A 25,059-nucleotide genomic window follows, 5' to 3' on the forward strand; every position below is an offset into this window, starting at 1 on the left:
CGGGGACAGAGCGCCGATCACCGGAGACCTCCCCGCAGTTCCGGAAGTGCCGCGGCCACGCGTGGATGAACGATCGTTCCGGACACTTCCCAGGGCTGCGGCAGGATGTACGCGCCCTGCTCCACGGTTGCGGCCCGTCGTGAATCGGTTCGCCGGAACGAGCGTCAGACGGCGCCGGGGCACCCCCGCGGCGAACCGCCTGCACGGCTCGCTCGGACCGCCGGCCGAATAACACGACCAGTAGGCAGAACAGTTGGACGATAGGCTTGCTCACGTCGACGCTCCTCTGAAGCGTTGGCCACGCCCCGGGGCCGCTAGCACGGTCGCCGGGGTCTTACCTGCGGCGATGTGTTCAGCGGGGCTGCGCGGGGTACGGCCGTCTATGCGCCGCTAGCACGACGCCTTGCATGAGCCCATCGTTCAGAAGGCAGCGCCTACAGGGGAGTTGACGAGCCTTGACTATGCTGGAAGTAGCTTCAGTCAACCCCTAGAGGTTCACGATGAGTGACTTTGCTGATCTTGCCCGCAAGGCACTGCGGGATAGCGGCTACTCCATGAGCGCCGCGGCCCGTGCACTGAACTACGACCTTGCGTATTTGAGCAGGGTTCTCAACCGGAAGCAGGCGCCCTCGCGCGCTCTCGCCCGCGCCCTGGATGAATTAACGGGTATGCAGAGCACACTTGTTGAGAGTCTGGAGCCACGCACCATCGACGGCGAACGCGTGTCACACGCCGCCGCACATCCGTTCCGCCTCGACGGTGCGGCTGTAAGCGCTCTGGCGGGGGCTCTGGCCGCCCAGCGCCACGCGGATGATGTAGTTGGACCGGAACCGCTCATCGGGGCGGCGGAAGCCCAGAGGGAAGCCCTTCTGGCCATGCTGCGGGAGGCGCGCGGTAGTCATCGGGATGCACTGGGCGCTGTCGTTTCGGAATCCGTGCAATTCGTGGGATGGCTGAACATCGAGCTCGGCCGGTACGCGCGCGCCGACAATTTTCTCAATGAAGCAATCGCGCTGGCAGATGACATCGGCGACGGATCTCTTATCGCCCAGGCGTACAACCTCAAGGGCAACATTGCGCGGCAGCGCGGGCAATTCCAGGCGGTACACCGAAACTTTGTGGCCGCCTACGTCAGCGAATCGACAAAAAGGCAGCGCGTGGTGAATGGTGCGCAAGCCGCTTCGGCTCTGGCTCTTCTCGGCAGGCGCAGCGAAGCTGAACGAATGCTCAACGAGATCGAAATGCTGCGAGACAAAGCGGCTGACGAGAATCCACCGGGTACGGCATACTGGCTCACCCCAGAGTGGCTGTCCATCCCTATCGGACACGTGCATTTCCACCTTGGCAGGCCACAACAGGCAGCCGCATACATCAGCCATGGGCTGGACAGCCTACCCCCGGAACACAGGCAGGCCCTGTGGACTCGTGAAGCACGGGCCGCGCTGGAGCAGGCAGAAAACGCATAAACACCTGCCCCGCCTTGACGCATCCCCGGGCAGGTCATGCCGTTCGCGCAAGTACGCGCTCGTTTGACAGCGCCTCTCTTCGTTTCCGTCCGGTGGACGGCCGGGGGCGGGGCGCGCGGCGGATCGGCGGGGGGTGGGTCAGACTGGGGGCATGCCTGAAATGCCGGAAGTCGAGGCCCTGCGGCAGTTCCTCGGGGAGCACCTGGCCGGGCGCACCGCCGGGGCGGTGTTCCCTGTGGCCGTGCATGCGCTCAAGACGTACGACCCGCCGGTCACCGCGCTGGTCGGGGAGCCGTTCGGGGAGGTCGCGCGGCACGGGAAGTTCCTCGACGTCGGGGTCGGGGACGCTCACCTGGTGCTGCACCTCGCGCGCGGCGGGTGGGTGCGGTGGAGCGACAAGCTGCCCGCCGCGCCGCCCAAGCCCGGCCGCGGGCCGCTCGCGCTGCGGATCAGGCTCGGCGAGCCGGACGACGGCGCCGGCCTGGACGTCACCGAGGCGGGCACGCAGAAGCGCCTGGCCGTCTACGTGGTGCGCGACCCCGCGCAGGTGCCCGGCATCGCGCGGCTCGGCCCCGACCCGCTGGACCCGGACTTCACCCTCGACGCCTTCGCCGCACTGCTCGGCGGCGAGCGCCGCCAGATCAAGGGCGTGCTGCGCGACCAGGGCGTGATCGCCGGCATCGGCAACGCGTACTCCGACGAGATCCTGCACGCGGCGAAGATGTCGCCGTTCAAGCTCGCCGCCAAGCTCACGCCGGAGGAGACCGCCCGGCTGTACGCGGCGATGGGCACGACGCTGACCGACGCGATCGAGCGCTCCCGCGGGCTGCCGATGCGCGAGCTGAAGGCCGAGAAGAAGTCCGGCCTACGGGTGCACGGCCGCAAGGGCGAGCCGTGCCCGGTGTGCGGCGACACCATCCGCGAGGTGTCCTTCAGCGACTCGGCGCTGCAGTACTGCCCCACCTGCCAGACCGGCGGCAAGCCGCTGGCCGACCGCAGGATGTCGCGCCTGCTGAAGTGAGGGCCCGGCCCGGGCTGGGCTGGCCCGGGCTGGGTCGCGGCCCCGTGCATACGGTCCGGCCCCGTACGCACGGGGTCGCTCGCGGTGCGCCGCCGCTACGATGCCGGTGCTCCTGCACGGTTCGCACCTCGCATCCCGGGGTCGCCGACGGCCCCGGACGTCGTCTCGGAGGTAGGCATGCGCACCAGGCACCGCGATCCGGCGCGCCGCAGGCACATCCCGCACCGCAGGCACATCCCGCACCGTATGCACGACGCCGCCCGGCGGCGCACCCGGTTGCGCCCGCCGACCGGCCGCGCCCTGCTCGCTGCGGCCGGGCTGGCCGCCGCCGCTGCCCTGGGCATGGCCGTGGCGCCGACGGCCTCGGCGACCGCCGCCCCCGCGGCCTCGGCGGATGCGATCGAGGCGATCGGCCCGCAGCAGTGGTTCACCGGGGACGTGAACGGGACGGCCGCCGGCGCCGTCATCAAGGTCGGCTGCTTCGGGCCGGTCACGCCGGCGTCCACCGGCCATCCGCTGGCCGGCCAGACCGTGGCCGTGCACCACGTCGCGGCGTCGACCGCCACGTCGGCCGGATACACCGGGGATTCGGCCGACCGCGTCGTCGTCGGCTTCGAGGACGCGGGCCCGGTCGTCGGGCTGCCCGTGTCGATCGGCGCCTACGACACGGCGGTGGCCATCCCCACCGACCTCCAACTGCCGTGCTACGGACCGGGGAAGGTGAACTTCGTGCCGGCGCCGACGAGTTCCACGGCGCGGTCCACGACCGTGCCGGTCACGTACGTGAGCATCGGCGACTGAAGGGACGCGCGCGTCGGCGCGACGGCTGCCGCGGGGGCGGTTCGCGCGGGTCGCGAACCGCCCCTGTGCGTAGGCAAGTTGGACGACCGGCACGCAGGGCGCGACGCTCAGGACCCGTAGACCTGGAGGCCGGAGAGCTGGCCAGGCCAGCCGGTGTTGGCGGTGAAGGTGAGCCGGACGTAGCGCGCGGTCGCGGCCGAGGACAGGGTGACCGTGGCGGTGTTGCCGGTGGCCGGGTCGAACAGGCGGCCCGCCGGGGCGGCGAGCTGGCTGAACGTCCCGCCGTCCACGCTGCCTTGGACCGACAGGGTCTGCGTGCGCGCGCCCCACGCGGCGGACGGCGGCAGCGTCAGCACGAGCCGCCGGACCGTCGCGGCCGAGCCCAGATCGACCTGGATCCACTGCGGGAAGGCGTTGTTGGCCGACTCCCAGTACGTGTTCGGGTCGCCGTCCACCGCGTTGCCCGACCCGTAGACCTGGGTGTGGCTGCTCTCCGAGGTCGGGCGGCGCAGGGCGAGGTCGGTGGCGGGCGGGGTGCCGCCGCCCCCGTCGCCGGTCATGGGCTGGGTCGGGCGGACCGCGGTGAGCGCGATCTGTCCCTTGAGCATCCGGCCGCCGTCGCCGGTCAGCCGCAGATAGTAGTCCGAGGAGCAGGCCGTGCCGTCCTCGTCCAGCGCGAGGAAACCGGAGTCGACCGGCGTCCAGGCCTGCGACTCGGCGGTCTTGGCGATCTGGTTGCCCTCGTTGTACTCGTCGAACATCGAGATGTAGATGCCCTGCACGCCGGCCCGGCACATGTTGTAGAACTGCCGCCACATGAAGTCGCCGTGCGCGCGCTGGCGTGCGGAGACGTCGCCGGGCAGCACGCAGGGCTGGTAGTCGATGCCGTGCGCCGCGCAGTCCGCCTCGTCGCCGACGGTGTACGTGGTGTAGGCGTTGTCGGAGTCCGCCGCGGTGCCGATCGCGCCGACCATCCACGGCGAGAGCATGTCGAACGCGTGGTAGACGTCGGTGTATCCGGTACGGGTGCCCGCGCCGCCGGTACGCCACTCGCGCGGCACTCCGCCGATGACGTAACAGCCCTGGGCCTTGAACCAGTTGATCACGTCGAGGCAGGCGTCGGCGGTGAACGGGTGGTTGGCGTCGTTGAAGCCGAAGCCCCAGACGCACACGACCGGCTTGCCGTTCTGCGTCGCGTACTGCGGCGAGGCGGTGTGCGCCTTCATCTTCTGCGTCCAGTCGGTCTTGATCTCCGACTGCATGCCGGTCCAGCCGGTGACGTCGTACATGAGGTAGAACTTCACGCCCTTCGACTCCGCGGCGCTGCGCACCTTCTGCGCCATGGCGTCGCGGGTCGGGCCCTCGCCGCCGGTGGGGTTGAAGCGCTGGAGCGCGGCGGTGTCGATGCCGTAGGTCTTCATCCACTGGAAGTGGGTGTCGACGGTCTGCTGGTCGTAGGAGGAGAAGAGGGTGGCGGGCTGGCCGTTGCCGAGGTTGCCGTACCCGGTCTGGTAGCCGTGCGTGTAGTCGCGCATGTCGGGCCAGCACTTGATGCCGGTGTTCGACGGGGACGGCGGCCGGCCCAGTCCTGCGTCCAGTGCCACCAGCCGGCGATGGGGGCGCCGTCGCCGGCGCAGGCGAACCAGCCCTGGTAGCCGACGGTGATCTTGCCGACGACGTCGCCGGGCGGGCTGGCGGCGGGGACGGCGGACGCGGCGGGGGACGCGGTCGCGGACGGGGCGGCGGTCGCGGCCGCCGCGGTGAGGGGCCGGCCGCGGTGGCCGCGACGGCGGCCTGCAGGAAGGTCCGGCGTGTGACGCCCATGGGTCTCCTCCGGTGGTGTGGGGGCGGGAGGTGCGTGGGGCTGGCGGGGCGGGGCGCACGGAGTGGGCGGTGCGCGGGGCTGGGGGCGCGAGGCGGGGGTTCAGGGGCGGGGTTTCACGGGTGCGAGTCCACGGGTGGGGGTGCCGGTGGATCGTAATCACACGGATACGCGGACGCAATAGTGCGCGCACAGAGTGAAATAATGTACGGGCGTACCGCAAGAAACCCCCAGAATGGGTCCTGGGGGTCGGTGTGGGGCCGGGCGGGCGCGGCTCGGGAGCGCCTCGCGGGGTTCGCGGCGCGCGGGTCCGCCGAGGTCGGGCGTACTTTCATGCGGATCTCAGACGACCGGCGGCCGGCTCTCAGGGGAACCCCAGAATGCGTGCCTAGCGTCGCGGCCATGGAACGGGAGCAGGCGCCGCAGGGGGACGGCGAGGACGCGATACGCGAGGACGCGGGGGCGGCCCGGGAGGTCGCAGCGCCGGCGGACGTTGCCGCGACGGCGCCGGGGGTCGCGCAGACGGCAGGGGTCGCCGGCATCTCCCCGGAGGTCGCCGCAGCGCCAGGAGACGCAGCGCCGGCGGACGTTGCCGGGACGGCGCCGGGGGTCGCGCAGTCCGCTGGAGTCGGGGACACGGCGCCGCGGGTCGCGGGCAGCGTGTTCGGGAGCGTCGCCGCGCTGCTGGGGCGGCTGCGGGGCCGGCCGCTGGCCGTCTCGGTGACGGCGCTGGCCGCGATGGCGGTCCTGACGGTGGCCACGATCGCCCAGTCGCCGGACAACGCGGCCGGCTCCGACGCGCGCCCGGCCGCGGGCACGGCGTCGCCGACCAGCGCTCCGGCGGCGACTGACTCGGCCACCGACGCGACGGCGACGCCCAGCACCTCGGCGACCACGCCCACCGCGTCGTCCGACCCGACCGGCGCCCCGACCTCGGCCGCTGCCTCGGCCCGGGCCTCCGCCTCCCCCGCCGCGGCGTCCGACGCCGCCGCGACCGCCGCAGCCCGGGTGCGGGCCGCGATCGACGCGCTGCCCGGGACCGGGGACCTGGCGGTCGCGGTCACCGACCTGGACGGCGACGGCGCGGACGCCGGCACCGCGTACGACACCAGCGACGAGGCCGGCAACACGTACGACACCGCGAGCATCGTCAAGGTCGACATCCTGGCGGCGCTGCTGCTGCGGCACCAGGACGCCGGCACCCACCTGACCGACGCCGAACGCGGCCTGGCCACCGCGATGATCGAGCGCAGCGACAACGACGCGGCGACCGCGCTGTGGGACACCGTCGGCGGCGCCGCCGGACTGGCAGCGGCGAACCGTACGCTCGGCCTGACCGCGACCGACGGCGGCGCCGGCGAGTTGTGGGGTCTCACCCAGACCACACCCGGCGACCAACTCACCTTGCTGCGTGCCGTGTTCGGCGACGGCGACGCCTCTCCGCTGTCCACCGCGTCCCGCGCCTACGTGCGGTCCCTGATGGGCGCGGTGACCGCGGGCCAGCGCTGGGGTGTCTCCGCCGCGGACTCCGACGACGCCGGCTTCGCCCTCAAGAACGGCTGGCTGCAGCGCACCGCGACCGGCCTGTGGGACATCAACAGCATCGGCGAGGTCACCTACCGCGGCCACCGCCTCCTGATCGCCGTCCTGTCCTCCGCCCAGCCCACCGAGTCAGCCGGCATCACCCTCGCGGAATCCGCCGCCCGCGCCACCGCCGAGGCGTACACCGCTTCCTGACCACCGCGGCACGCCACGGCCTCCCCGACCTGTCAGCGTCAGCCGTACCACCGGACCGCCCGAGCCGACGGGCTACTGGCGGGTGAGCCCAGCGGGGTCGATGGCGAGGGGGAACGGATCGTCCAACCGCGTGGTCACACCGGAGAGCGCCGTCGTCCGCTCCACATAGCGGCCGTCCTTCAGCTCGTACACCGCGAGCATCGGGGCGGGATCGAATTCGAGCCGCCAGAAGTGCGGGATGGCGGCCTCCGCGTACAGCATGGGCTTGACCTTGCGGTCCATGGTGCTGTTGCCCGGGGAGACCAGTTCGACGACGAGCTGAACCGCTTCGATGTCGACGGTGACGGGATCCGCGGCGGTCGCTCCGGCATCGGCCACGACCAGGTCGGGTACGACAAGTCCCGACGGCAGGACGACGTTGACGCCTTCCAGGATCTCCACCGGCGCGCCGACGGCCCGAGCGGCCGCGTCCAGGGCGACGTGGAGGCGGAACGAGGCCCGCTGGTGGCGGACACCGGGCGCGGGGGACATCACGAGGGACTCCCCCAGCAGTTCGTACCGGTTGCTGCGGTCCTCGGGCAGGGCGAGGACGTCGGCGACGGTCCAGGGCCCGGTGTGGTCGATGGCAACGCTCATTCCCTTTCACCTCCTCGTCCGCCCGACAGCCGCGGCGTCACCCGAGCAGGCGGTACACGGCCAGCATAAGGCGGAGCGACGGCGTACGGCCGACCCACCGCGCTGCTCGGGGCGACACCGGCGGGGTTGCTCGGCGGGTCACTCGGGGACGTCGATCAGGACCTTGCCGACCGTTCCGGACTGGACCGCGTTGTGGGCGTCGGCGGTTCGGGCGAGGGGGAAGCGGTGGAGGGGGAGGCCGGCGGACTCGCCGGTGCGCAGGGCGCGGGCGGCCACGGCCGCCGAGACCGCGGCGACGGCGCGGTCCTTGGCGGCCTGGGTGATGGTGTAGACGAGCAGGCCCTGCCAGCGCAGGTTCGCGGTCATCGAGGGCCGCACGGGGATGGCGGCGTCACCGCCGTCGTCAGCGTAGAAGGCGATGGTCGCGCCGGGCGCGGCGACCTCCGTGTCGAGCCGCGCGTTGGCCGCGGGGGCGACCTCGACGACCAGGTGGACGCCCTCGGGGGCCAGCCGGCGGATCTCCGCGGCGGCGTCCTGCGCGCGGTAGTCCACCACGTGGTGCGCCCCGGCCCGGGTGGCGAGCGCGGCCTTCTCGGGGCTGCTCACGGTCGCGATGACCGTGGCGCCCGCCCAGCGCGCCAGCTGCACCGCCGCGTTGCCCACCGCGCCCGCGCCGCCGGCGACCAGCACGGTGCGGCCGTCCAGCGCGCCGGGGGCCAGCTGCTCCGGGCCGTCCTCGGCGACGGTCAGCGCGCGGTGCGCGGTCAGCGCCGGGATGCCGAGGCTCGCGCCGAGGTCGAAGGAGGCGTGGTCGGGGAGCGCGACGGCCTGCCGGGAGGGCAGCGTCACATACTCCTGCGCGGTGCCGTCGGCGCGCTGCCACGCGGCCTCCCACAGCCATACCCGCTCCCCGACGCGCTCGGCCGGCACGCCCTCGCCGACCGCGTCGACGGTGCCGGCGCCGTCCTGGTTGGGGACCTGCTCGCCGTCCGGGTCGGTGGTCGAACGCCGCTTCCAGTCCGTGGGGTTGACGCCGGAGACCGCGACCTTGACCCGCACCTCGCCGGGGCCGGGCTCGGGCACCGGCCGTTCGGTGAGCGTGAGGACGTCGTGGCTGCCGCTGGTGCTGTACGTGATCGCTTTCATGGGCAGTGAAAGCCCGCGGACCGGCCCGTTTCTTCCCGGGCGCGGCACACATCACACGTTCGGCCCAGCGGCGCCACGCGTCCTGCGGTTCAGCCCGCCGCGAGCAGCGCGCTGAGCGCCGACGCCTGGGTGCGCCAGTCCGCCACGCCGCCGCCGGCCCAGCGCTCGCCGAGCCGGTTGAGGCTGTCCCGGTCGGAGTTCCACACGCTGGCGGCCTGGGTCTGCGCGAAGGAGTTGTACGCGCCGCCGGTCGCGCCGTTCAGGTCCTGGAGGTAGCGCATGAACACGCCCTTGAACTGCTTGCCGTTGTCGTCGCAGGAGTTGGAGCCGGTGTCGCAGGACTCGGTGAGGATGCCGCCGGAGGTGAGCGCGGGCGAGGAGACCGCCGCGTCCGCGAGCCGCCGCGCGGTGGCCAGCGCCGAGGAGTCGCCGGTCGCCCTCCAGATCTCCACGCCGGCGCCGATCGCCAGGCCCTGGTTGTAACTCCACACCGTCTGGCCGTTGTTGGCGCAGGAGGAGGTGAGTCCGTCGTTGACCAGGCCGGAGGAGTTAATCAGGCCGCTCGCGGTGAACCAGTGCCACGCGGTGGTGGCGCGGCCCAGCCACAGCGAGTCGCCGGACAGCCGCTGGTGCAGCTCGGCGGTGATGGTCACCCACAGCCCGTTGGTGACCGCGTTCTTGTACGTGCGCTCGCGGTCCCACCACACGCCGCCGCCGCAGGTGCTGGTGTCCCACAGGCCGTTGACGTAATTGGCGATCGTGACGGCCTCGTTGAGGTACGCGGTGTTGCCGGTCAGGTCGTACGCGTCGATCCAGGCCAGCGCCCACCACTCGGCGTCGTCGGTGGCGCGGCTGATGAAGTCGCCGTCGATGGGGTCGGAACTGCGCGCGCCGGCCGGGAAGGACGCCTTGTCGATCTGGTAGGTACGGTCCACGACCCAGCGGTAGCGGGTGTCGCCGGTCTGCCGCATGTAGTCGATGACGGTGGTGAGCGCCACCGCGCTGTTCCACCAGCTCGACGGCCAGTAGGCGGTGTTGGGGTCGTAGGAGTACATCAGCGCGTCGGCCGCCGCGGCGTCGCGGGTGACCGCGGGCCGCGCCCAGGCGGTGCAGCTGCCGTTCTGGCCCTCGACCGCGCGCCCGCAGGCACGCACCGCTCCGCCGTACAACCGGCCCAGCGGGTCACTGGTGTTGAAGGCCGCGGTACGGGTCCCGGTGGCGCCGGACGGCACGCTGGTGCGGCCCTTGGAGGAGCCGTCGGGCCAGCTCGCGCCGCTGTCCCAGGAGCGGTCCAGCCAGATCTCGTCGCCCGCCTTGCCGCCGGAGATGGTGCCCCAGGCCAGGCCCCCGGAGTCGGTGTGCAGGGCGATGGTGCGGCCGTTGAGCGTGGTCGGGGCGACCGGCTGGACGTCGCCGGAGCCCGGAGCCGCGCCGTCGCACACGGTCGCGCAGACCGACAGGTGCGCCCAGTTGGTGCAGGTCACTCCCCCGGCGTCGCCGCACGCGCGGAGCACCGCGCGGCGGTGGTTCGTGGGGTCGTAGAGGTTGTACATCAGGGTGCGGGTACCGGTCCACGAGGAGGGGATCCACGCCTTGCCGAGCAGCCCGTCCCAGGTGGAGCCGCCGTCCCAGGAACGGTCCAGCCACACCGAGTCGTTGAGCACGCCCTTGTCGATGCTGGCCCACGCCATGCCGTCGACGTCGTCCACGTGGAGTTCCAGCAGCCGGCCGTTGAGGTTGACGTTCGGCACCGGGAAGGTCTCCTGCGCGGCCTGCGACGGATCGCGGGTGTCGCAGTACAGCGCGCAGACGGTGGTGCTCGCCGCGGGGGACGCGGAGGTCGCGGACCTCGCGGATCCCGCGGTCGCCGCCGGGGACGCCGAGGCCGCGGATGCCGCCGACGACGCTGACGCCGCCGACGACGCGGATGCCGCGGCCGACGGGCCGCCGGGTTCTGCGCCCCATGCCGCGGCGGGCGTCCAGCCCGCGGCGACGAGCGCCAGGAGGAGCAGCAGCACGGCCGGCAGAGCAGGCCGCGGGAACGCCTTGCGCACGGGTGGCCCCTTCCTCGTCCACCGCTCTTCAACGTGGTAAATGAGAGCGGTTTCAAGGGCATGACAGCACGGCCTTGATGTCATGTCCATAGCGGAAGCCGAAGTGGCCAGTGTGTCAGCAGAAGCCGGACGAGGCCCGATTGAGGCACCTCGCCCGGTCTGCCGCACCACCACCGGGCGTCACCGTGGTGGAGGCCCGACCCGTATAACGTTGTAAAGCAGAGGGTCCGCGACCTCCGCCGGCGCTACTCCCCGCGGTCCCCGCGGCGAAGTAGTGGTCGAGGGCGAGGTCCGCGAGCAGGTCGGGGTGTTCCGGGCGCCAGTCCAGCAGCTCGCGGGTGCGGGCGGCGGTGGCCGGGATGTCCAGGCCGACCAGGCCGGCGAGGAAGCCGAAGCGGGCCTCGGCCTGATCGGGCGCGACCGCGGCGACCGGCACGTCCAGCCGGCGGCCGATCTCCTCGGCGATCGCCCGCAGCGGCACGCCGTCGTCGCCCACCGCGTGCAGCCGCGAGCCGCCGGGCGCCTTCTCCAGCGCCAGCCGGTAGACGCGGGCGGCGTCCCGGGTGTGCACGGCGGGCCAGCGGTTGGCGCCGTCGCCGAGGTAGCCGGACTCGCCGGCCCGGCGGGCGGCGGCGATCAGCGTCGGCACGAAGCCGTGGTGGTCCAGGTCGCTGTGCACGACCGGGGGCAGCCGCACCACCGAGGACCTGACGCCGCGCGCGGACAGCCCGACGACCTCGTTCTCCGCCTCGACGCGGGGGCCGGCCGTGCGCACCTGGTCCTCCGTGCTGGGCGTGCCGGGGACGTCCGAGCCGCCGGTGCCGGAGGTGCCGACCAGCGGCTTGCCGCTGCCGGCCAGCGCGTCGCCGAGCGCGCGCACCACGGCCAGGTCGTCGGCGATCGCGCCCTGGTAGTTCCCCGAGCGCATGGCCTCGTGCTTGAAGGCGAGGTGGATCACCCCGTCGGCCTCGGCGGCGGCCTCGCGCAGGCCGTCCAGATCGTCCAGGTCGCCGGTCCGCACCCGGGCGCCGAGCGCCTTGAGCGCGGCGGCGCCGGACTCGGACCGGGTCAGGCCGGTCACCTCGTGGCCGGCGGCGAGCAGGTCGGGGAGGAGGGCCGAGCCGATGTGGCCGGTCGCTCCGGTGACGAAGACGTGCATGGGGAGCCTCCTGGCGTCCTTCCGCGCTCCGGGCGGGTCGTCCGGAACGGTGACAGGACTCTGTCTTGTCACCACCGTAACATCTGATGCGACAGAGTCCTGTCACGTAGACTTCCGGCATGGCGAGGTGGGAACCCAATGCGCGGGAGCGACTGGAACGCGCCGCGCTGGAGCTGTTCCTGCAGCGCGGCTACGAGAGCACGACGGTGGCGGAGATCGCCGAGCGCGCGGGGCTGGTGCGGAGCACGTTCTTCCGGCACTTCGCGGACAAGCGGGAGGTGCTCTTCGGGCGCGACGAGCTGAAGCTGCTGCTCCTCGACGGGATCGCGGGCGCGCCGGACGGCGCGTCGCCGATCGAGACGGTCGGGGCGGCGCTCCAGTCCGCGGCGGCGGCGTTCAGCCCGCAACGACGCGCTTTTGTGCGGCAGCGGCAGCAGGCCGTCGCCGCCAACAGCAACCTGCTCGAACGCGAGCTGCTCAAGCGCGCGGGGCTGGCCGCGGCGATGGCGGAGGCGCTGCGCGGACGCGGCGTCGCGGAGCCGACGGCGAGCCTGGCCGCGGAGGTGGCCTCGCTCGCGCTGCGGACGACGCTCGCGCGCTGGGTGGAGGTGGAGGTGGGGGCGGAGGCAGAGGAGGCAGCACCGGCGGGTGCGGCGGGGTCGACGGGTACGGAGGAGCCCTCGGCGGCGGAGTCCACGGATGCGGCGGACGGCGCGACGGACGGCGCCTGGGCGGACCCGCGGGACTTCGGCGCGATCGCGCGCGACCAGCTGGCCGCGCTGCGGGCGGCGGGCGCGGCGCTGGGCTGACGGGCGGCCCGGCGGCCGGGCGTCACGGAACGGCTGCTACGCATCGGGCGCCACGTGTCCCGGCGTCGCGGACGGTCCGCGTGGACGCGCTTGGCGCGCGGGCGCCTCGGCGGTCGCGGCGTCCCCGCTTCCCCGGCGGGAGCCGTCAGGCGGGGTCGGGGAGGGCGACGCGGTCGGCGGCCGGGGGGACGCGCGGCGGGGCCGGGACGTAGCTGCCGGAGGCGCCGCCGTGGCCGCGGTGGACCAGTAGGCCGGAGAGCGGGTCGGGCACCGCGTCCAGCGCGGCCCGGGTGCCGGGCAGCGACTTCCAGTCCAGCCAGGCGCGTTCCTCGGCGAAGGCCACTTCGAGCACCACGCCCCAGTTGTGCGCGAACCACTGCCAGGACGACGCGCCGTTGGTGACCAGCGACTCGGCGAGCGCCTGCGCATGGGCGTCGCGCCAGCCGGCGGCGGAGACCCCCGCGCGCTCGGCGTCCAGGACCTCGATCGACCACCAGTCCGCTGCAGTCATGCCATCGACGATAGACACGTGCCGACTCCGCCGGAAGGGTCCCAGCGCGTCCGGGCCGTGATCCTTTGTCCGGATGCGCCGGAGATCACCGCGGCGGCACGGCGCGAGGCCCGCCACCGGCCGACGACCACCGCCCGGCGCAGGGCCCGTTCACGCGAGGCCCACCGGGCAGCGCCTGACGCCGAGTCAGCCGCCCGACAACGACCAAGCGCCGGTCGGGCAGGCTCGCCTGTACAGCCGTCGTACCCGCCGACGACGCCTGGGCCGGCCCCGGGCATCCACCTCCGAGCCGCTCAGCGTCGGCGCTGGTGCTCGCGTCCATGAACCTCGGCTTCAGCGCACGGGATGGTCGTTCTACGTCCCCGAAGGACCGTCGCGCTCACAGACCGGGCGAGGACGACCCGGCGTCGTCACTCCACCCACGACAGCCTCTCGTCCGATGTGGGACAGGGTCACAGGAGCCCGCGGAGTGCCGCATCGGCCTGGTCCACGGCCGCGGTGAGGGTTTGGGCGTGGGCTGCTGGGAGTTTTCCCGCGTCGAGCCCCGACTTCTCGATCGCAGCTTGGAGCTTCTGTTCCTGCTCGCTGGTGAGGTGGGTGCTCACCGTGTGGTGCAGGACTTCCCGTGCAGCGTGGGCGTCGAGAGTGGCCGCTTCGGCGACGGCCTCTTTGAGGAGGGCGGCATCGGGGGCGGCGTGGTCCCGGACCAGTTCGAGGGCAGTCAGTCCGGCCCGGGTCTGGAACACGGCGGTCATGGGGTCGGGCGGGGTGATCAACGCGCGGACGTCTTGTAGGACGAGATCCTGGTCTGGTTGCGGCGCGGGCCAGCAGCAGACGCGTAGGAGGGCCGCGATGGTGTTCTCCCACGGTTCAGTGGGGACGGTGGAGTCGATCGTGGCGCGGGCTTCCTGGTCGAGACCGCGTTCCAGCAGGGACATGATCTTGATTTGGCGTCCGTCGAGGAGGCGGTTGCCGATGCCGCGGTGTGCGGTCATGGCGTCAGCGGCTTCGGTCCAGCGCCCGATCCTCGCCAGGGCTCTCGCCCCGTCCACGAGCACGGTGATCCATAACTCCTCGCAGACTTTCCGGTGGCTGGCCTCGGTGTCGATCAGCATCGACAGATCAACGGTGTTGCCGCGGATCTCTGCTGTGCCGCGTTTCTGGGCGGCGTGGTACAGCCGGGTGAGTACGTCGTAGGCGGCTTCGGCGTCGCCTTCGCGGGTCAGCAGCCGGGAGACGTTGATCAGGGGCATGAGCGCCATCACGGCGATGCCCCCCGTGAGGTGTCTGGCGTCGGCGAAGACCTTGTGCTGCCTCCAGCACAGCTCGGCGGCCAGGTCGGGCATCCCGACATCGGAGGCGATCAGAGCGGCGTAGTTGAGGACCCCGCTGGCGCGGACCACCAGATCATGGTGGCTCGCGCCGGCGGGCTCGACGGTCAGCCCGGTGAGGTGGGCGATGCGCTCGTCCAGTGGTAGCGCGGGTGCCTTGGGGCGGCGGACCAGGGGGATGCGGCTGGCTATCGCGGGGACCATCGGGTCATCCCTTGCGGGGCCAGTCGATGACGAGTCGGCTGAAGGTCTTGTCGATGACGAAGCGCGGATCGGCAGCCGTGAGCTGGTCGCGGGCATCGCCGACGGCCATGCGGAAGGCGGGTTCCGGCGCGTGGTTGCCCCAGCCCTCGTCCCAGTCGCGGATCTCGCCCGCGACCCGGTCGGCGAGCTCGGCGGCGCGGGGCCCATGGCCGATGACGCCGATCTCCCAGAACCTGCCGTGCTCGTCCTCGCCCTGGCGCACGGTCAGGTAGGCCAGGGTGTCGCCGTGGAGTGCGGCCATGGAGCCCCAGCCGAAGTGCGGGGTGAAGCCGGGGCGGGTCCCGGGCATGCGGGACAGGCCGTTGGGCAGCACCGAGGTGAGGTACAGGTACAGCCACTCCCAGGGGTCGCCCTGGCGGAACTTCACGCCGGTGTAGACCTTGGCCTGGTTCTGGTCCAGGACGGTGCGGATCGCGTCGCGGTCCACCTGCTGCTCGCTGAAGGTCTCCAGCCGGACGGTCCCCTCACCGTCCATGGGTACCAGCGTGTAGATGTCGTCCATGACGCCCTTGCGCAGCGGCACGAACGTCGCCATCTCGCAGGACACCGTCCGCCAGTGGTCGCCGTCCCGCTCGAAGGCGAAGGACCGCGAGATGCTGCCCCGAATACGCATCGGCAGAACCAGGCGCCCGCCGGGGGCGAGCTGGTCGAGCAGCTTCACCGGCACGTCGCCGGCGCCGACGGTGAACTGGATACGGTCGAAGGGGGCGTGCTCGGGGAGGCCGGCCGCACCGTCGCCCAGCACGACCGTCACGTTGGTGGTCCCGGCCTGCGCGAGGTTTTTGCGGGCGCCGTCCACGAGGTCCTGGTCCACGTCGAGGGTCCACACGTGACCGCCGGGGGCGACGAGTCGGCCGAGGAGCGCGGCGTTGTAGCCGGTGGCGGCTCCGGCTTCCAGGATCTTGTGGCCGGGCTCGGCTCCCATCTGCTCCAGCTGGGTGGCGACGATCGAGGGTGCGGAGATGCAGGAGATCATCTCGCCGGTTTCGTCGTGCTTGGTGGGCACCGCGTCGTTGATGTACGCGGTCGGCAGGTCGACGCCGGGGAGGAACTGGTGGCGCTCGGTGTCGCGGAAGGCGGTGATGACTTCGGGAGTGCGCAGGTTGTGGTTGTCGATGAGGCGGCTGACGAGTGCTTCGCGCAGGTCAGAGGGGTCGGTGGCGGGGCTCACAGTGGTCTCCATTCCAGTGAGGCTAGAGGTCGGATGGGTGGTCGGGCGGCTGGACACGTCCGCTGACTCCCCGTCGGCGAAGGCGACTTGGCGGCCAAGCCAGGCCGTGGCAGCTTGCTCGGGAGTGGGCACCCCGGCACGGTTGAAGGTGAAGATCGCGTGATGGGCGAGTACGGCGCGCAGGCCCCGGGTCAGCCTCCCGTTCGCGGCCAGCTGCCTCAGTTGGCGCCCGGTGCTCTCGAACGCCGCGACGCGTTCGGCCCAGTAGGGTTCGGCGTCCGGCCGCAGGGCTGCGTCGGCGTTCATCAGACGCCGCATGGCCGCGATCGCCTGCTCGCGCCGCGGGCCGGTGGGCGGAGTGACGGGGGGTCGCAGCTGACCGAGCTTCGCCCAGACGTCACCGGTCTCGAACGGGTCCAGTCCTGCCGCCCGGAACATGGCGGAAAGGAGCAGGACGCAGCGTTCGCGGGCTCGGCCATCCGGGAGGGCGGATTCGGCCAGGGCGGCACGGCTGTCCGCACAGAACAGGTCGTGCGCGATGATCAAGCCCTCGGGGCCGCCGAACGCTTCGGTCTCCGGCTCGTAGAGGCCGATCACCCAGCCCGTGGCCCTCTGCTCGGCGACGAGGCGGTCCAGCAATTCGGCTGCGGGTTGCGTGGTGCGCAGTCGCAGACCCCCGTCCTTGCGCAGGAAGTGGAACGGCTGCCCGCTCAGAGCGGACGACAGCGCGCCTGCGGCCTCGGGGGTTAGCCCGGCTCCGCCGGGAAAGGACACGCGGGCGTGCCACCAGTCTTTCTCGGCCGGGGTGGAAAGGTTCTCGTCGTCGAAAATCATGGCGCTGGGCGCTCCTTGTGTGCTCGGTTCGGTTGGCGGTGGGCTCAGGTGATCAGTAGGGCGCGGGTCCAGCCGGTGGTGTCCGCGCCGTCCAGCGCCAGTTGCGCACCGGCTCGGCCTTCCAAGAAACCGGGTTTGGTCAGCCGGTCCAGGCCGGTGGCCAGGCGCTGCTTCAGGTCTGTGACCAGCAGTACGAAGCGGTCCGGGGCACTGCTGTCGGTGGCGACGGCGCGGGCGACGGTCACCAGGCCGACCCAGCCGTGGCAGAGGGAGGCGTCGGTGATCCGGCCAAGACAGGCAGGGTCGGCCAGCGCGCGCACGATGGCTTCCTCTGCCGCGCGCCGGCGTACCGGATCGCCCAGAGCGAGGGCGGCCAGTTGCTGGGCGCGAGCGATACCGATCTCGCCGTAGCACCAGGACGGGCGGGAGGGCTCCGGCTCGGGCTTTTCGGCGGCCGACAGTTCACCGTGAGTGGTCCAGTAACGGCAGCCGTACACGTCCAGCCAACGAGCGAACGCCCCGATGGCGTCCTGCTGACCGGGTACCGTCACATCGTGCTGAGCGGCGAGGGACAGTAGCGCCAGCGGACCGGCGATGCCGTGCGCTACTCCGTTGTTGCCGTGGCCGCCGTCCATCTGCTCGCCGGCAGGACCGACCGCCGACCACCACCCCGGCAGCTCCCGACTTCCGACGCGCACCGGCTGCGACAGAGACACCAGATAGGCCAGAACCTCTCGCAGCAGTGGTGAGGCCGTGCCGCGCATCAGCAGCAGCGCGGCCAGCCCGGTCAGACCTCGGATGAGGTCGAACTCTGCGAGGTGGGGTAAGTCCCCGGACACCTGCCGCCGACGCGCCGCTGCCAGCCGGACGGCCACGACGCGGTCCACCGCATCGCGGACTTCCCGGCCGGCACGCCCGGCACGGCCGAGCACGAATTCCAGAGCTGGGGCGCCGTGGTACAACGACGCGTTGCCGCCGGCGCTGACCCCGCCGGCCACTGCCTGCGCCAGACTGCTCCGCCCGGCCACGAGGTCGCCTCGCTCGATGTGCAGCAGCGTGATGCCCAGCGCGCCTTCCGACAGATCCTGCGTCCGGGGCAGGGGCGCCGCCGTCATGAGCGCGTCCGCAGTGGGACGACGATGCTGTGGGCACGGCCGCCGAGCCATCCGTCGGCATCCGGCGGCGGAGCGTCGTGCAGTTGCGCGACACCGGTCGGGCTGGCATCCAGGTGGGCACGCAGCAGGTCCAGGTGCATAGCCTGGTCGAGGTCGAGGGGGAGCCGTTGGTCGTCCTCCGCCAACAGCACGCGGCTCGGCGCATGGAACCGGCCCAGCCAGGCGTGCAGCCCTTCGGCCCACTCGTCCAGGCTGGCCGTATGGCTGGGCAGGTCCTGGGCGCGCAGCTTCCACCGCGCGGACGCCAGGATCGACCGCCGGTAGTGCAGCGCCGGCGTGAACGGCAACGTCCATGCGGCGCCCCAGTCGAACCAGGTCACCTGCGGCGCCGCGGCCCGGCTGATCTCGGCGAGGAATCGTGGCAGGGCAGGTGTGTAGTTGTTCCACAGGAAGTTGATCGCGGTGGGTGCGAGAACTTCCAGGTGCGTGCCGGTGGCGGCCTCGGTGAGGTAGAGGCGGCCGTCGCGTAGGCCGACGGCAAGGTCGGACGGGAGCAGCACCTCCTCCGTGCGGTGCCGGAACTCTCCGACGCTGATCACCCGCGGCAGCGCCTGGGGGGCGCGCGTCAGCAGGTCCGCGTGGACGCGGGCGGCGTGGAAGGAGAGTTGGACCAGTTCCGCGCCGGGCTCGACTGCGGGCAGTCCGGTGTACGCCGCGCCGGCCTCTGGGAACAGGTGCCAGAACCGTCCCGTCATCGAGCCGGCAGCGCGGGAGACAGCGGACACCTGGAGTCGGAAGTCCCCGCGGTCCAGAGCATCTGTCGAGCCGGCCCGAACCTGCATGCTCAGCTCCAGGTGGGGCGGACGAAGAGCGGCCTTGCCCGCAGCGGCCTCCAACTGCTCGATCATCGCGCCGGACAGGCCCACCGACCTGTTGCCCTCGACGCCCGCGATACCCGCCCACTCCAGAAGGAGCCTGTCCCGCCGGGTCATCGGACGGGGCGCCTCGGACACCTTGCCGAACCCCTCGGGAAAGCCCAGGCCCCGCTCGCTGTCGGTCACCAGCTCCAGCGGCACCTCGACGCCCTCGCCGTACCGCTCGGCGAACTGCTCGGCGTACCGGCGCCACACCCTGGTTCCCATCGGGTGCGCGGCAAGCCGGGTCAGGACCGTCGCAGTGGTCTCCGCCTCCGTCAAGACCGCCTCAGGTAACCGCACCGCGGCGTCCAGCCGCAGATCCGACGCCGTCGAACTGCTGCGGATGTCCTCGCGCAGAGCGGCCGGCAGGCAGACGGTCGGATCGACCACGGTGGCGGGTGCTCGCAGTGAGGAACGCAGCAGCCGTACCCTCAGGAGCTGCGCGAGCAGCCCGGCCCGGTGGTGCGGGGCCGTGTTCGGGAACTCGGCAGCGAGCTTGCCCAACAGGGCCGAGTACCGGAGCGGTGACCGGGCCGCGTCGAGTACCAGCGCCACTGCGGGCGTCAACGCGAGAGAGAACTCCGAGGCGCCCTCGGAGGGGACGTAGACGCGCCCGCCTCGCCGTTGCGCGAGGTTGTTGAGACACACGTCGATGTCGGCCATCCGCTCGGCGTCCGCCTCCCAGGCGCTGATCGCCGCGTCCACCACCACTGGGTCCGGCCGGACGACCGCCTGGTGCCGGTCGCCGACACGAGCTTCGGTCGTACCGCCGAACTCGATTGCGGCGACGCCCGCGAACAGGCCGTACGGGGTGGAGCGGCCCGTGTACCTGATGGCGTATCGCGCGGTGGCCAGCGCCGCTCGCCGTACCCGACGTAGCTTCGGGGATCGTCCGTCGAGGATCGACCGGACTTGGCGGGCAAGGTCCGGGCTCGCGCCGGCCACGGCCTGACCGAAGGTGTCATCGGCCCACGCCGCGGTCAGCCACGAACGCCATCGTTCGAGTGAGGCGTCAGACCCCGGCCAGGGCGGCACGTCCGGTCCGGTGAGGTTCACGGCGGCGCGTAGCATCCCGCCGTCGACGCCGCGATACCAGCTATGGCGTGATCGTGTCATCATCCACACTCCGTTCCTGGCAGAGGGCGCGGGCTGGACGGGGAACCCCGTCCAGCCCGCCGTGACGAACCGACCTGGCTACGAGGTGGTGCAGGCGCTCGGGCAGGAGCTACCGCAGTTGTCGCCGGTGCCGCACATCAGCACCGTCTCGGTTGCCGGAGTGCCCTCGATGAAGCTGATGTCGAGCCCGAACGGATCGTCGTCCACGACCTCGGCGACCGACGGCATGGCAGCCGCCGGCTCACCCAGTTGAACGGTCATACGAACCTCCTTGTGTAGTGGCGGAGTAGTGCAGGTGCCGGGCCCTGCTGAGCCCGGGATCTCATCGCCAAATGACCGCGATGGCACTGCGTGACGGGGACACAGTTCCCACGGCGGGGTCAGAGCGGCGAAGTCCTGTGAGGACGGTCGTCATGAGGCCGTGCCCGCGAGAGCTTCCTCAGTCACGGCGAGCACCAGATGCACCGAGTGGTCATGTGTGGTCACCCTGTGCTCGATGCCTTTCGGATCAGGTCGCTCCGGGGCGTTTGCGCTCCAGGATCACGAGGGGGCAGTTGAGGGCGTCGGCGATCTTCTTGAGGTTCGCGGGGGTGGCGCTGCGCCAGCCGGACTCGATCTCTCCCATCAGCTGTTCGGAGACTCCGATCTCCCTGGCGAGGGCCCGTTTGGTCAGCCCGGCCTTCTCCCGGGCCCAGCGCACGGCCTCGGGTTCCTGGTGCAGGCGCCGGGGAGCCGTCCTCGTGCGGTGGACCGTGGGGCGTTCCACGGCATCTCCCTTCAGGGAATTCATGGCGGTACGGGTTCGCGCGGTGCGCGGGCTCCGGTCCCGTCGCGCTCTGGACCGCGTTCGACCCCGCTCCGCCTCACGGGGGAGGGAAGGCGGAGCGGGGAGTTCAGGGGGTGGTGTGATGGTGGTTCCGGGCGCGGGGTGGGTCCGCGGCGTGTTCGGGTGTTTAGGATCTGCCGGCGGCCGGTGTGGCTATGCGGGGGTGGGCTCGGGGTGGGCGGGGCTGGGACGGGGGTTCCAGCGGTCGTGGAGTTCCCAGGTGTGGCCGCCGGGGTGGCCCTCATATTCGCCGCAGCCGCCGAGGTCGGGGTGGGAGGCGGGGCAGTCGGGGAGAACGAGCAGCGTGTCGGGGGTGTCGTCCTGGGGCCATCGGCTCCAGACGGCGGTGTTGTCGTCGACGTCGTGGACCAGGGCGTAGTGATGGCCGGCGGCGTGGTGTTCGAGGGTGCAGCGCAGGTCGCGGATGTCCGCGGGCCTGCAGTAGTCGTCCGCCGACCATGCCAGGGCGGTGAGTGCGAGCCGGTCGGGCAGGACCGTCATGGTCGAGCAGACGGCCCGGCGGGTGGGCCTGGGGAGGGGGCTGGTGCTGAGCGTGTGGTTCACGGCGTGTTCCTGGAGTGAGTGAATGCGTACGAGTTCGTCTGCGGCGGGGTGAGGTGAGTTCGGGAGAACTGGTCGGGGGTGGTGCTCGGGTGAGGGGGTCTACGGCAGGCGGCGATGCCGCCCGCTCGGAGGGGAGAGCGCGTGCGGCCTGATCGCGCCGACGGTGGTCAGGCCCAGTTCGGGGCCGGTGTCGCGGGCCATCTGCGTGTCGAGGATCTGGTCGGCCAGCGACTGCGTACACGCCGCGCATGCGAACACGTCCGCGCTGACACCAAGCACCGTGGCCGGCCCCAGCCACACCACCCGCGCCGATTCACGCCCGCACCACAACCAACAACGCCCGGTCACCCAGAGGTTGTCGTCGTCCCTCTCGGCGACGGGAGGCAGCCGCCACGGTGCGGCACGGCGGAACCGGTCGAGCGGGGATTCCGTAGATCGGGTGGCGTGCAACGCTTCGTCACCGCGGGCCTCGGCCTTCCCCGTGCGAGCGGAGGGTCGAGCGTGCTTGTCCAGTCGGGCGTCGTTCTCCTCCGGCGCCTCCGTGCGGCGCAGCAGTGCGCACTGGGCCTCGGTCATCGACCCGCACCCCCGAGGGTCAGCGTGCACCAGGTCGTCGTGCCGTCGGGGCTGACACCCCACTCGTCGGCGATCGAGGCCACGAGGAACAGCCCGCGGCCGGACTCGCTGTCGGCGTCGGCAACGGTCAACTGCGGCCGGTGATGCGATCCGTCGTCGACCGCAATCAACAGCCCCTGCAGAGTGATCAACAGACGGAACCCGATCTCGCCGTGCTGGCCGTACTGCAGGGCGTTCGTGACGAGTTCGCTGACCAGCAGCCTCGCATCGTCCGCGAGCGAGCCCAATCCCCAAGCAGACAACTTGGCTTCGGTGAGGTGGCGAAGCCGACCCACCCACTTGACCACGGGAGTTCCTTCGCTTCCACCATCTGTGGCGTTGGCGAAAATCCGCACGTCCAGCTCGTCGCAGGTCGGTTCGCCGACGTCGGGAACCTCGGCGTTGGGTGTGGCGGTGTTCGTCGACGGATGCGTTGCCCGGGTCATGAGTCCGACCCCCCTCTCCGGGGGCGGACGAGACGCGGCACTTTCACGGCCGGAGCACGTTGCGCAGCGGCCACGGCCGTGCTTGCCGAGTGCAGGCCGGCGGCAGCCGAGAGAAGGTTCTCGCGGCGCTCCGAGTTCGCGGTGGTCAGCAGAAACGCGCTCACGACGCCGCCTCCTGGCCGCCGCCCGGGCGCAGCAGAGCCGCCAAGTCAACGCAGAGCGCGTCAGCTTCCTCAGCGGTGAGGACCAGCACGGTCGTCGTTCCGGAAAGGCGCCTCCCGAGCCGGCGGAGCCGGACCGGGATGGCGACACGTCCGGCCTGGGTCAGCTCTGGCGCCCCGGGGGCGCGTTCGACGCGCCAAGATCGCAGCGCCCCGTTCGGCAGCAGGTGACGTTCTGTCATGTCACTCACCGTAGGAGCGCAGTCGCCCTGCGACCCTGAGAAAAAATCAGGGCAGACTAACGGTCAGGGAGTACCGCTTTCTAGGCGGTCATGCCGATGTGCTGAGCAACGGCCCGAAGATCCTCTCTCCACATGGGCTTTTCGCGCTTGAGGAGGTCCGCGACTGCCTCCCGAACCAGCGGCGAGAAGCCCACCTCTTCCGGGGACTGCTCCGTGATTCGCTTGAGCATGAAAACCGTGCCGAAGTCGTCACGTTGGATGCGGTTGCAGTTCATGACCTCGATCAGGTACCGGGTTCGTCGCTCAAGGGGCAGCTCGGGGTTGTCCTCGACGCTGTCGGCCACGCGTAGAGCCTCCACCGTGTCGCCCTCTTCGGCCCGCAGGTGTACCGCGTGCATGGCCACGTTCGTCGGGCCGAAGCTGGTGTGCCAATCGTTGCGGTCCTTGCCAAGCCGTGCCGCTACCTGCTCGGCGCCGTGATACAGGTCCCAGGCCACCGGGCCCTGGTGGTCGCGGACGGCGGCGACGGCCGCCGACAAGTGGAGTGCTCCGTACGCGGACAGGTGCTCCGAGGTGGCGTCTTCGCCAGGGCGGCAGCTCTCGATGGTCTCGCGCGCCAGGGCAACGCTGTCGGCCACGTCTCCCGACGACGTGAGTACGCACGCCAGGCTCCACGTAGCCGCGGCGAGGAGAGCCGGGTCGCCGACCTGGTCGGCCAGGGCGACACCGCGATCGGCCGCGATGCGAGCCTGCATTGGTTCACCCACGCGTCGCAGCCATACTTGAGCCATGCCGTACACGGAGATCAGCAGCGCCACCGCCTGCCGCTCTTGCTGCTCGCCGTCGGCGTCGCGCACGGCTGCATAGCCCTGCCGTAGGAGATTCGGAAGTCGGCCACCGATGTCGGCGTACCGGTTCCGGGTCTGCGTCTCGTACACCCGCCAGGCGTCGTTCACAGCAGCGCGGTACTCCTCGATGCGCACCTCGCCGATCCCGGACGGGAGCAGCGAAGAGGGCAAGGACAGAGTCCGGCGGATCGCCGGCACGGCCTCGTGGCCGGCGCGCGGCCCGGAAACCGCACTCGTCAGGACGCCGCCGGTCAAGTCCCTCAGATCACGGACGTGGAGCACCCGCGCGAGGTCGATCAGTACCGACAAGCGGTCGATGGGCAGGAAGCCTTTCTCGACCTTGTACGCCCAGTTCTCCGACTTACCGACCAACTCGGCCATGGCCTTCTGCGACAGGCCCCGGCGCTCGCGGTAGTAACGGATGCGGTCACCGATACCGAAGTCCTCTACGACGGCCATGGCCTGACGTCCCCTCAATCGGTCGAGTCAGTAGTCGCTATGCCTCCCGGCCAGGGTACGGCCCAGCGCTGGGAAGGCCGCAACCTTCGCCAACGGTTACCATCCGAACGACAGCGCACCCACGCGCCGCCCTCGGCGCGAATATCGTCCGTACGGAGCGATCAATGACCTACCGTGGCCTGATTCTCGACTTCGGCGGGGTTCTCACCGTCCACATGCGGCTGAACCGGGAGGCGTTCGAGCGCAGCGAGGGGCTGGAGCCCGGCGCCTACTACCGCGCGTTGAACGAGCATCCGGACGGGGTGGCGGTCTACGCAGCTTTGGAGGTGGGCGAGGCCACGCAGGAGGACTGGAACCGCGTCATCGGCGGCATCCTCGGTATCGATCCCACGGACCTGATGCGGCGCGCGCTGGCCAACCTCCACCTGGAGCCGGCCATGGTCGACGCCGCCCGTCGCGCCCGCGCCGCGGGCATCAAGGTCGCCATGCTCTCCAACAGCTTCGGCCTCACGCCCTTCAACCCCTACGCAGCGCTCGGCACGTGGGACGGAGAGTGGGACACGATCGTCCTGTCCGAGCAGCTCGGCGTACGCAAGCCCGACCCGGCCATCTACGCGCACACACTGAAGCAGCTCGACCTTCCCGGCGAGGACTGCGTGTTCGTCGACGACCGCGCGGCCAACCTGCCGCCGGCCGAAGCGCTCGGCATCCGCACGATCCACCACACGCAGGTGGCCGACACGATCGCACAGCTCGACGCGCTGCTAGATCGCGCCACGCTGGCGACCTGATCACGCGGCATCCGCGTCTGGGCGCGGGCCGCGGCTCGCCCGCACCGAGGGTGTGAGATCGGCCAGGTCGCGCATCCTCGACTGTGCACAGCACCCCGCCGGCCCCGCCCGGGTCTTGGTGACTGGTCCAGCCACAGCCAGGCTCGTCGAAGACCGGCCGTTCGGTCGACAACCTCAACCGCCGTGCGGCGCCGGGG

General features: G+C 71.6%; 23 protein-coding genes. 6 read left to right on the forward strand and 17 right to left on the reverse strand.

All coding sequences use genetic code 11. The annotated features are described in order from the left end of the window. The first annotated feature begins 500 nt into the window (after positions 1-500). From VSR01_RS08805 to VSR01_RS08815, 3 genes are all read left to right on the forward strand, one after another. Entirely contained in the window at positions 501-1,466 is a 966-nt protein-coding gene (locus VSR01_RS08805) for a helix-turn-helix domain-containing protein (RefSeq protein WP_326448692.1), read from the forward strand. Positions 1,467-1,617: 151 nt separating this feature from the next. Then, positions 1,618-2,487 carry an Fpg/Nei family DNA glycosylase gene (locus tag VSR01_RS08810; protein ID WP_326448693.1) on the forward strand — a complete coding sequence of 290 codons (870 nt, stop codon included), beginning with the start codon at positions 1,618-1,620 and terminating at the stop codon, positions 2,485-2,487. 177 nt (positions 2,488-2,664) lie between these two features. Next, positions 2,665-3,288 (forward strand): hypothetical protein, encoded by a 624-nt coding sequence (locus VSR01_RS08815; protein ID WP_326448694.1) that lies wholly within the window; start codon positions 2,665-2,667, stop codon positions 3,286-3,288. Between the two features lie 107 nt (positions 3,289-3,395). On the opposite strand, the gene VSR01_RS08820 is transcribed toward VSR01_RS08815, so the two are convergent. Next, positions 3,396-4,892, reverse strand: coding sequence for a discoidin domain-containing protein (locus VSR01_RS08820; RefSeq protein ID WP_442785420.1), 1,497 nt, complete (start codon positions 4,890-4,892; stop codon positions 3,396-3,398). Positions 4,893-5,512: 620 nt separating this feature from the next. Here VSR01_RS08820 and VSR01_RS08825 point away from each other — a divergent pair. Beyond that, the gene (locus VSR01_RS08825) at positions 5,513-6,847 is read left to right on the forward strand and encodes a serine hydrolase (protein ID WP_326448695.1); all 1,335 of its coding nucleotides are present in this window, start codon (positions 5,513-5,515) and stop codon (positions 6,845-6,847) included. A gap of 72 nt (positions 6,848-6,919) precedes the next feature. On the opposite strand, the gene VSR01_RS08830 is transcribed toward VSR01_RS08825, so the two are convergent. From VSR01_RS08830 to VSR01_RS08845, 4 genes are all read right to left on the reverse strand, one after another. Beyond that, positions 6,920-7,483, reverse strand: coding sequence for a Uma2 family endonuclease (locus tag VSR01_RS08830; protein WP_326448696.1), 564 nt, complete (start codon positions 7,481-7,483; stop codon positions 6,920-6,922). 138 nt (positions 7,484-7,621) lie between these two features. After that, complete coding sequence (locus tag VSR01_RS08835) at positions 7,622-8,629, reverse strand: NADPH:quinone reductase (RefSeq protein WP_326448697.1); 1,008 nt, start codon at positions 8,627-8,629, stop codon at positions 7,622-7,624. A gap of 89 nt (positions 8,630-8,718) precedes the next feature. Further along, on the reverse strand, positions 8,719-10,683 hold the full coding sequence (locus tag VSR01_RS08840) for a glycoside hydrolase family 76 protein (protein ID WP_326448698.1): 1,965 nt from the start codon (positions 10,681-10,683) through the stop codon (positions 8,719-8,721). A 115-nt stretch (positions 10,684-10,798) separates the two neighbouring features. After that, the gene (locus tag VSR01_RS08845; RefSeq protein ID WP_326448699.1) at positions 10,799-11,842 is read right to left on the reverse strand and encodes an SDR family oxidoreductase; all 1,044 of its coding nucleotides are present in this window, start codon (positions 11,840-11,842) and stop codon (positions 10,799-10,801) included. Positions 11,843-11,961: 119 nt separating this feature from the next. On the opposite strand from VSR01_RS08845, the gene VSR01_RS08850 reads away from it, so the two are divergent. After that, positions 11,962-12,651: a helix-turn-helix domain-containing protein gene (locus tag VSR01_RS08850; protein ID WP_326448700.1), complete on the forward strand. Its 690-nt coding sequence runs from the start codon at positions 11,962-11,964 to the stop codon at positions 12,649-12,651. A gap of 145 nt (positions 12,652-12,796) precedes the next feature. On the opposite strand, the gene VSR01_RS08855 is transcribed toward VSR01_RS08850, so the two are convergent. The 12 genes from VSR01_RS08855 to VSR01_RS08910 form a co-directional block, all read right to left on the reverse strand. After that, entirely contained in the window at positions 12,797-13,162 is a 366-nt protein-coding gene (locus VSR01_RS08855; RefSeq protein ID WP_326448701.1) for a hypothetical protein, read from the reverse strand. A gap of 452 nt (positions 13,163-13,614) precedes the next feature. Continuing rightward, the gene (locus VSR01_RS08860; RefSeq protein WP_326448702.1) at positions 13,615-14,697 is read right to left on the reverse strand and encodes a hypothetical protein; all 1,083 of its coding nucleotides are present in this window, start codon (positions 14,695-14,697) and stop codon (positions 13,615-13,617) included. A gap of 4 nt (positions 14,698-14,701) precedes the next feature. Further along, positions 14,702-16,762 carry a methyltransferase, FxLD system gene (gene fxlM, locus VSR01_RS08865; protein WP_326448703.1) on the reverse strand — a complete coding sequence of 687 codons (2,061 nt, stop codon included), beginning with the start codon at positions 16,760-16,762 and terminating at the stop codon, positions 14,702-14,704. A gap of 44 nt (positions 16,763-16,806) precedes the next feature. Continuing rightward, positions 16,807-17,877, reverse strand: coding sequence for a lanthionine synthetase LanC family protein (locus VSR01_RS08870; RefSeq protein ID WP_326448704.1), 1,071 nt, complete (start codon positions 17,875-17,877; stop codon positions 16,807-16,809). Further along, positions 17,874-19,865, reverse strand: a complete 1,992-nt coding sequence (locus VSR01_RS08875) for a lantibiotic dehydratase family protein (RefSeq protein ID WP_326448705.1) — start codon at positions 19,863-19,865, stop codon at positions 17,874-17,876. The genes VSR01_RS08870 and VSR01_RS08875 overlap by 4 nt, the downstream gene beginning before the upstream one ends. A 123-nt stretch (positions 19,866-19,988) precedes the next feature. After that, entirely contained in the window at positions 19,989-20,171 is a 183-nt protein-coding gene (locus tag VSR01_RS08880; RefSeq protein WP_326448706.1) for an FxLD family lanthipeptide, read from the reverse strand. Positions 20,172-20,418: 247 nt separating this feature from the next. Beyond that, positions 20,419-20,676 carry a helix-turn-helix domain-containing protein gene (locus tag VSR01_RS08885; RefSeq protein WP_326448707.1) on the reverse strand — a complete coding sequence of 86 codons (258 nt, stop codon included), beginning with the start codon at positions 20,674-20,676 and terminating at the stop codon, positions 20,419-20,421. Positions 20,677-20,889: 213 nt separating this feature from the next. Then, complete coding sequence (locus tag VSR01_RS08890; RefSeq protein WP_326448708.1) at positions 20,890-21,300, reverse strand: hypothetical protein; 411 nt, start codon at positions 21,298-21,300, stop codon at positions 20,890-20,892. A gap of 99 nt (positions 21,301-21,399) precedes the next feature. Next, positions 21,400-21,876 carry a hypothetical protein gene (locus VSR01_RS08895; protein ID WP_326448709.1) on the reverse strand — a complete coding sequence of 159 codons (477 nt, stop codon included), beginning with the start codon at positions 21,874-21,876 and terminating at the stop codon, positions 21,400-21,402. Then, positions 21,873-22,361, reverse strand: a complete 489-nt coding sequence (locus VSR01_RS08900; protein WP_326448710.1) for an ATP-binding protein — start codon at positions 22,359-22,361, stop codon at positions 21,873-21,875. Before VSR01_RS08900 ends, VSR01_RS08895 begins: the two co-directional genes overlap by 4 nt. A 160-nt stretch (positions 22,362-22,521) precedes the next feature. Continuing rightward, positions 22,522-22,764, reverse strand: a complete 243-nt coding sequence (locus VSR01_RS08905; RefSeq protein WP_326448711.1) for a hypothetical protein — start codon at positions 22,762-22,764, stop codon at positions 22,522-22,524. 80 nt (positions 22,765-22,844) lie between these two features. Then, a complete protein-coding gene (locus VSR01_RS08910) occupies positions 22,845-24,071 on the reverse strand; it encodes a helix-turn-helix domain-containing protein (protein ID WP_326448712.1) in 1,227 nt (408 codons plus the stop codon). A 164-nt stretch (positions 24,072-24,235) separates the two neighbouring features. Between VSR01_RS08910 and VSR01_RS08915 the strand changes: the two genes are divergently transcribed. Next, positions 24,236-24,862, forward strand: a complete 627-nt coding sequence (locus tag VSR01_RS08915) for an HAD-IA family hydrolase (protein ID WP_326448713.1) — start codon at positions 24,236-24,238, stop codon at positions 24,860-24,862. The last annotated feature ends 197 nt before the right edge of the window (positions 24,863-25,059 follow it).

Source organism: Actinacidiphila sp. DG2A-62, assembly GCF_035825295.1.
Classification (GTDB): domain Bacteria; phylum Actinomycetota; class Actinomycetes; order Streptomycetales; family Streptomycetaceae; genus Actinacidiphila.

What these genes read in the sequence shown, in the direction of transcription:
- VSR01_RS08805 (WP_326448692.1), top strand. Translation starts at nt 501, where the DNA reads ATGAGTGACTTTGCTGATCTTGCCCGCAAGGCACTGCGGGATAGCGGC.
- VSR01_RS08810 (WP_326448693.1), top strand. Translation starts at nt 1,618, where the DNA reads ATGCCTGAAATGCCGGAAGTCGAGGCCCTGCGGCAGTTCCTCGGGGAG.
- VSR01_RS08815 (WP_326448694.1), top strand. Translation starts at nt 2,665, where the DNA reads ATGCGCACCAGGCACCGCGATCCGGCGCGCCGCAGGCACATCCCGCAC.
- VSR01_RS08825 (WP_326448695.1), top strand. Translation starts at nt 5,513, where the DNA reads ATGGAACGGGAGCAGGCGCCGCAGGGGGACGGCGAGGACGCGATACGC.
- VSR01_RS08830 (WP_326448696.1), bottom strand. Translation starts at nt 7,483, where the DNA reads ATGAGCGTTGCCATCGACCACACCGGGCCCTGGACCGTCGCCGACGTC.
- VSR01_RS08835 (WP_326448697.1), bottom strand. Translation starts at nt 8,629, where the DNA reads ATGAAAGCGATCACGTACAGCACCAGCGGCAGCCACGACGTCCTCACG.
- VSR01_RS08845 (WP_326448699.1), bottom strand. Translation starts at nt 11,842, where the DNA reads ATGCACGTCTTCGTCACCGGAGCGACCGGCCACATCGGCTCGGCCCTC.
- VSR01_RS08850 (WP_326448700.1), top strand. Translation starts at nt 11,962, where the DNA reads ATGGCGAGGTGGGAACCCAATGCGCGGGAGCGACTGGAACGCGCCGCG.
- VSR01_RS08855 (WP_326448701.1), bottom strand. Translation starts at nt 13,162, where the DNA reads ATGACTGCAGCGGACTGGTGGTCGATCGAGGTCCTGGACGCCGAGCGC.
- VSR01_RS08860 (WP_326448702.1), bottom strand. Translation starts at nt 14,697, where the DNA reads ATGGTCCCCGCGATAGCCAGCCGCATCCCCCTGGTCCGCCGCCCCAAG.
- fxlM (WP_326448703.1), bottom strand. Translation starts at nt 16,762, where the DNA reads ATGATTTTCGACGACGAGAACCTTTCCACCCCGGCCGAGAAAGACTGG.
- VSR01_RS08870 (WP_326448704.1), bottom strand. Translation starts at nt 17,877, where the DNA reads ATGACGGCGGCGCCCCTGCCCCGGACGCAGGATCTGTCGGAAGGCGCG.
- VSR01_RS08875 (WP_326448705.1), bottom strand. Translation starts at nt 19,865, where the DNA reads ATGCTACGCGCCGCCGTGAACCTCACCGGACCGGACGTGCCGCCCTGG.
- VSR01_RS08880 (WP_326448706.1), bottom strand. Translation starts at nt 20,171, where the DNA reads ATGACCGTTCAACTGGGTGAGCCGGCGGCTGCCATGCCGTCGGTCGCC.
- VSR01_RS08895 (WP_326448709.1), bottom strand. Translation starts at nt 21,876, where the DNA reads ATGACCGAGGCCCAGTGCGCACTGCTGCGCCGCACGGAGGCGCCGGAG.
- VSR01_RS08900 (WP_326448710.1), bottom strand. Translation starts at nt 22,361, where the DNA reads ATGACCCGGGCAACGCATCCGTCGACGAACACCGCCACACCCAACGCC.
- VSR01_RS08905 (WP_326448711.1), bottom strand. Translation starts at nt 22,764, where the DNA reads ATGACAGAACGTCACCTGCTGCCGAACGGGGCGCTGCGATCTTGGCGC.
- VSR01_RS08910 (WP_326448712.1), bottom strand. Translation starts at nt 24,071, where the DNA reads ATGGCCGTCGTAGAGGACTTCGGTATCGGTGACCGCATCCGTTACTAC.
- VSR01_RS08915 (WP_326448713.1), top strand. Translation starts at nt 24,236, where the DNA reads ATGACCTACCGTGGCCTGATTCTCGACTTCGGCGGGGTTCTCACCGTC.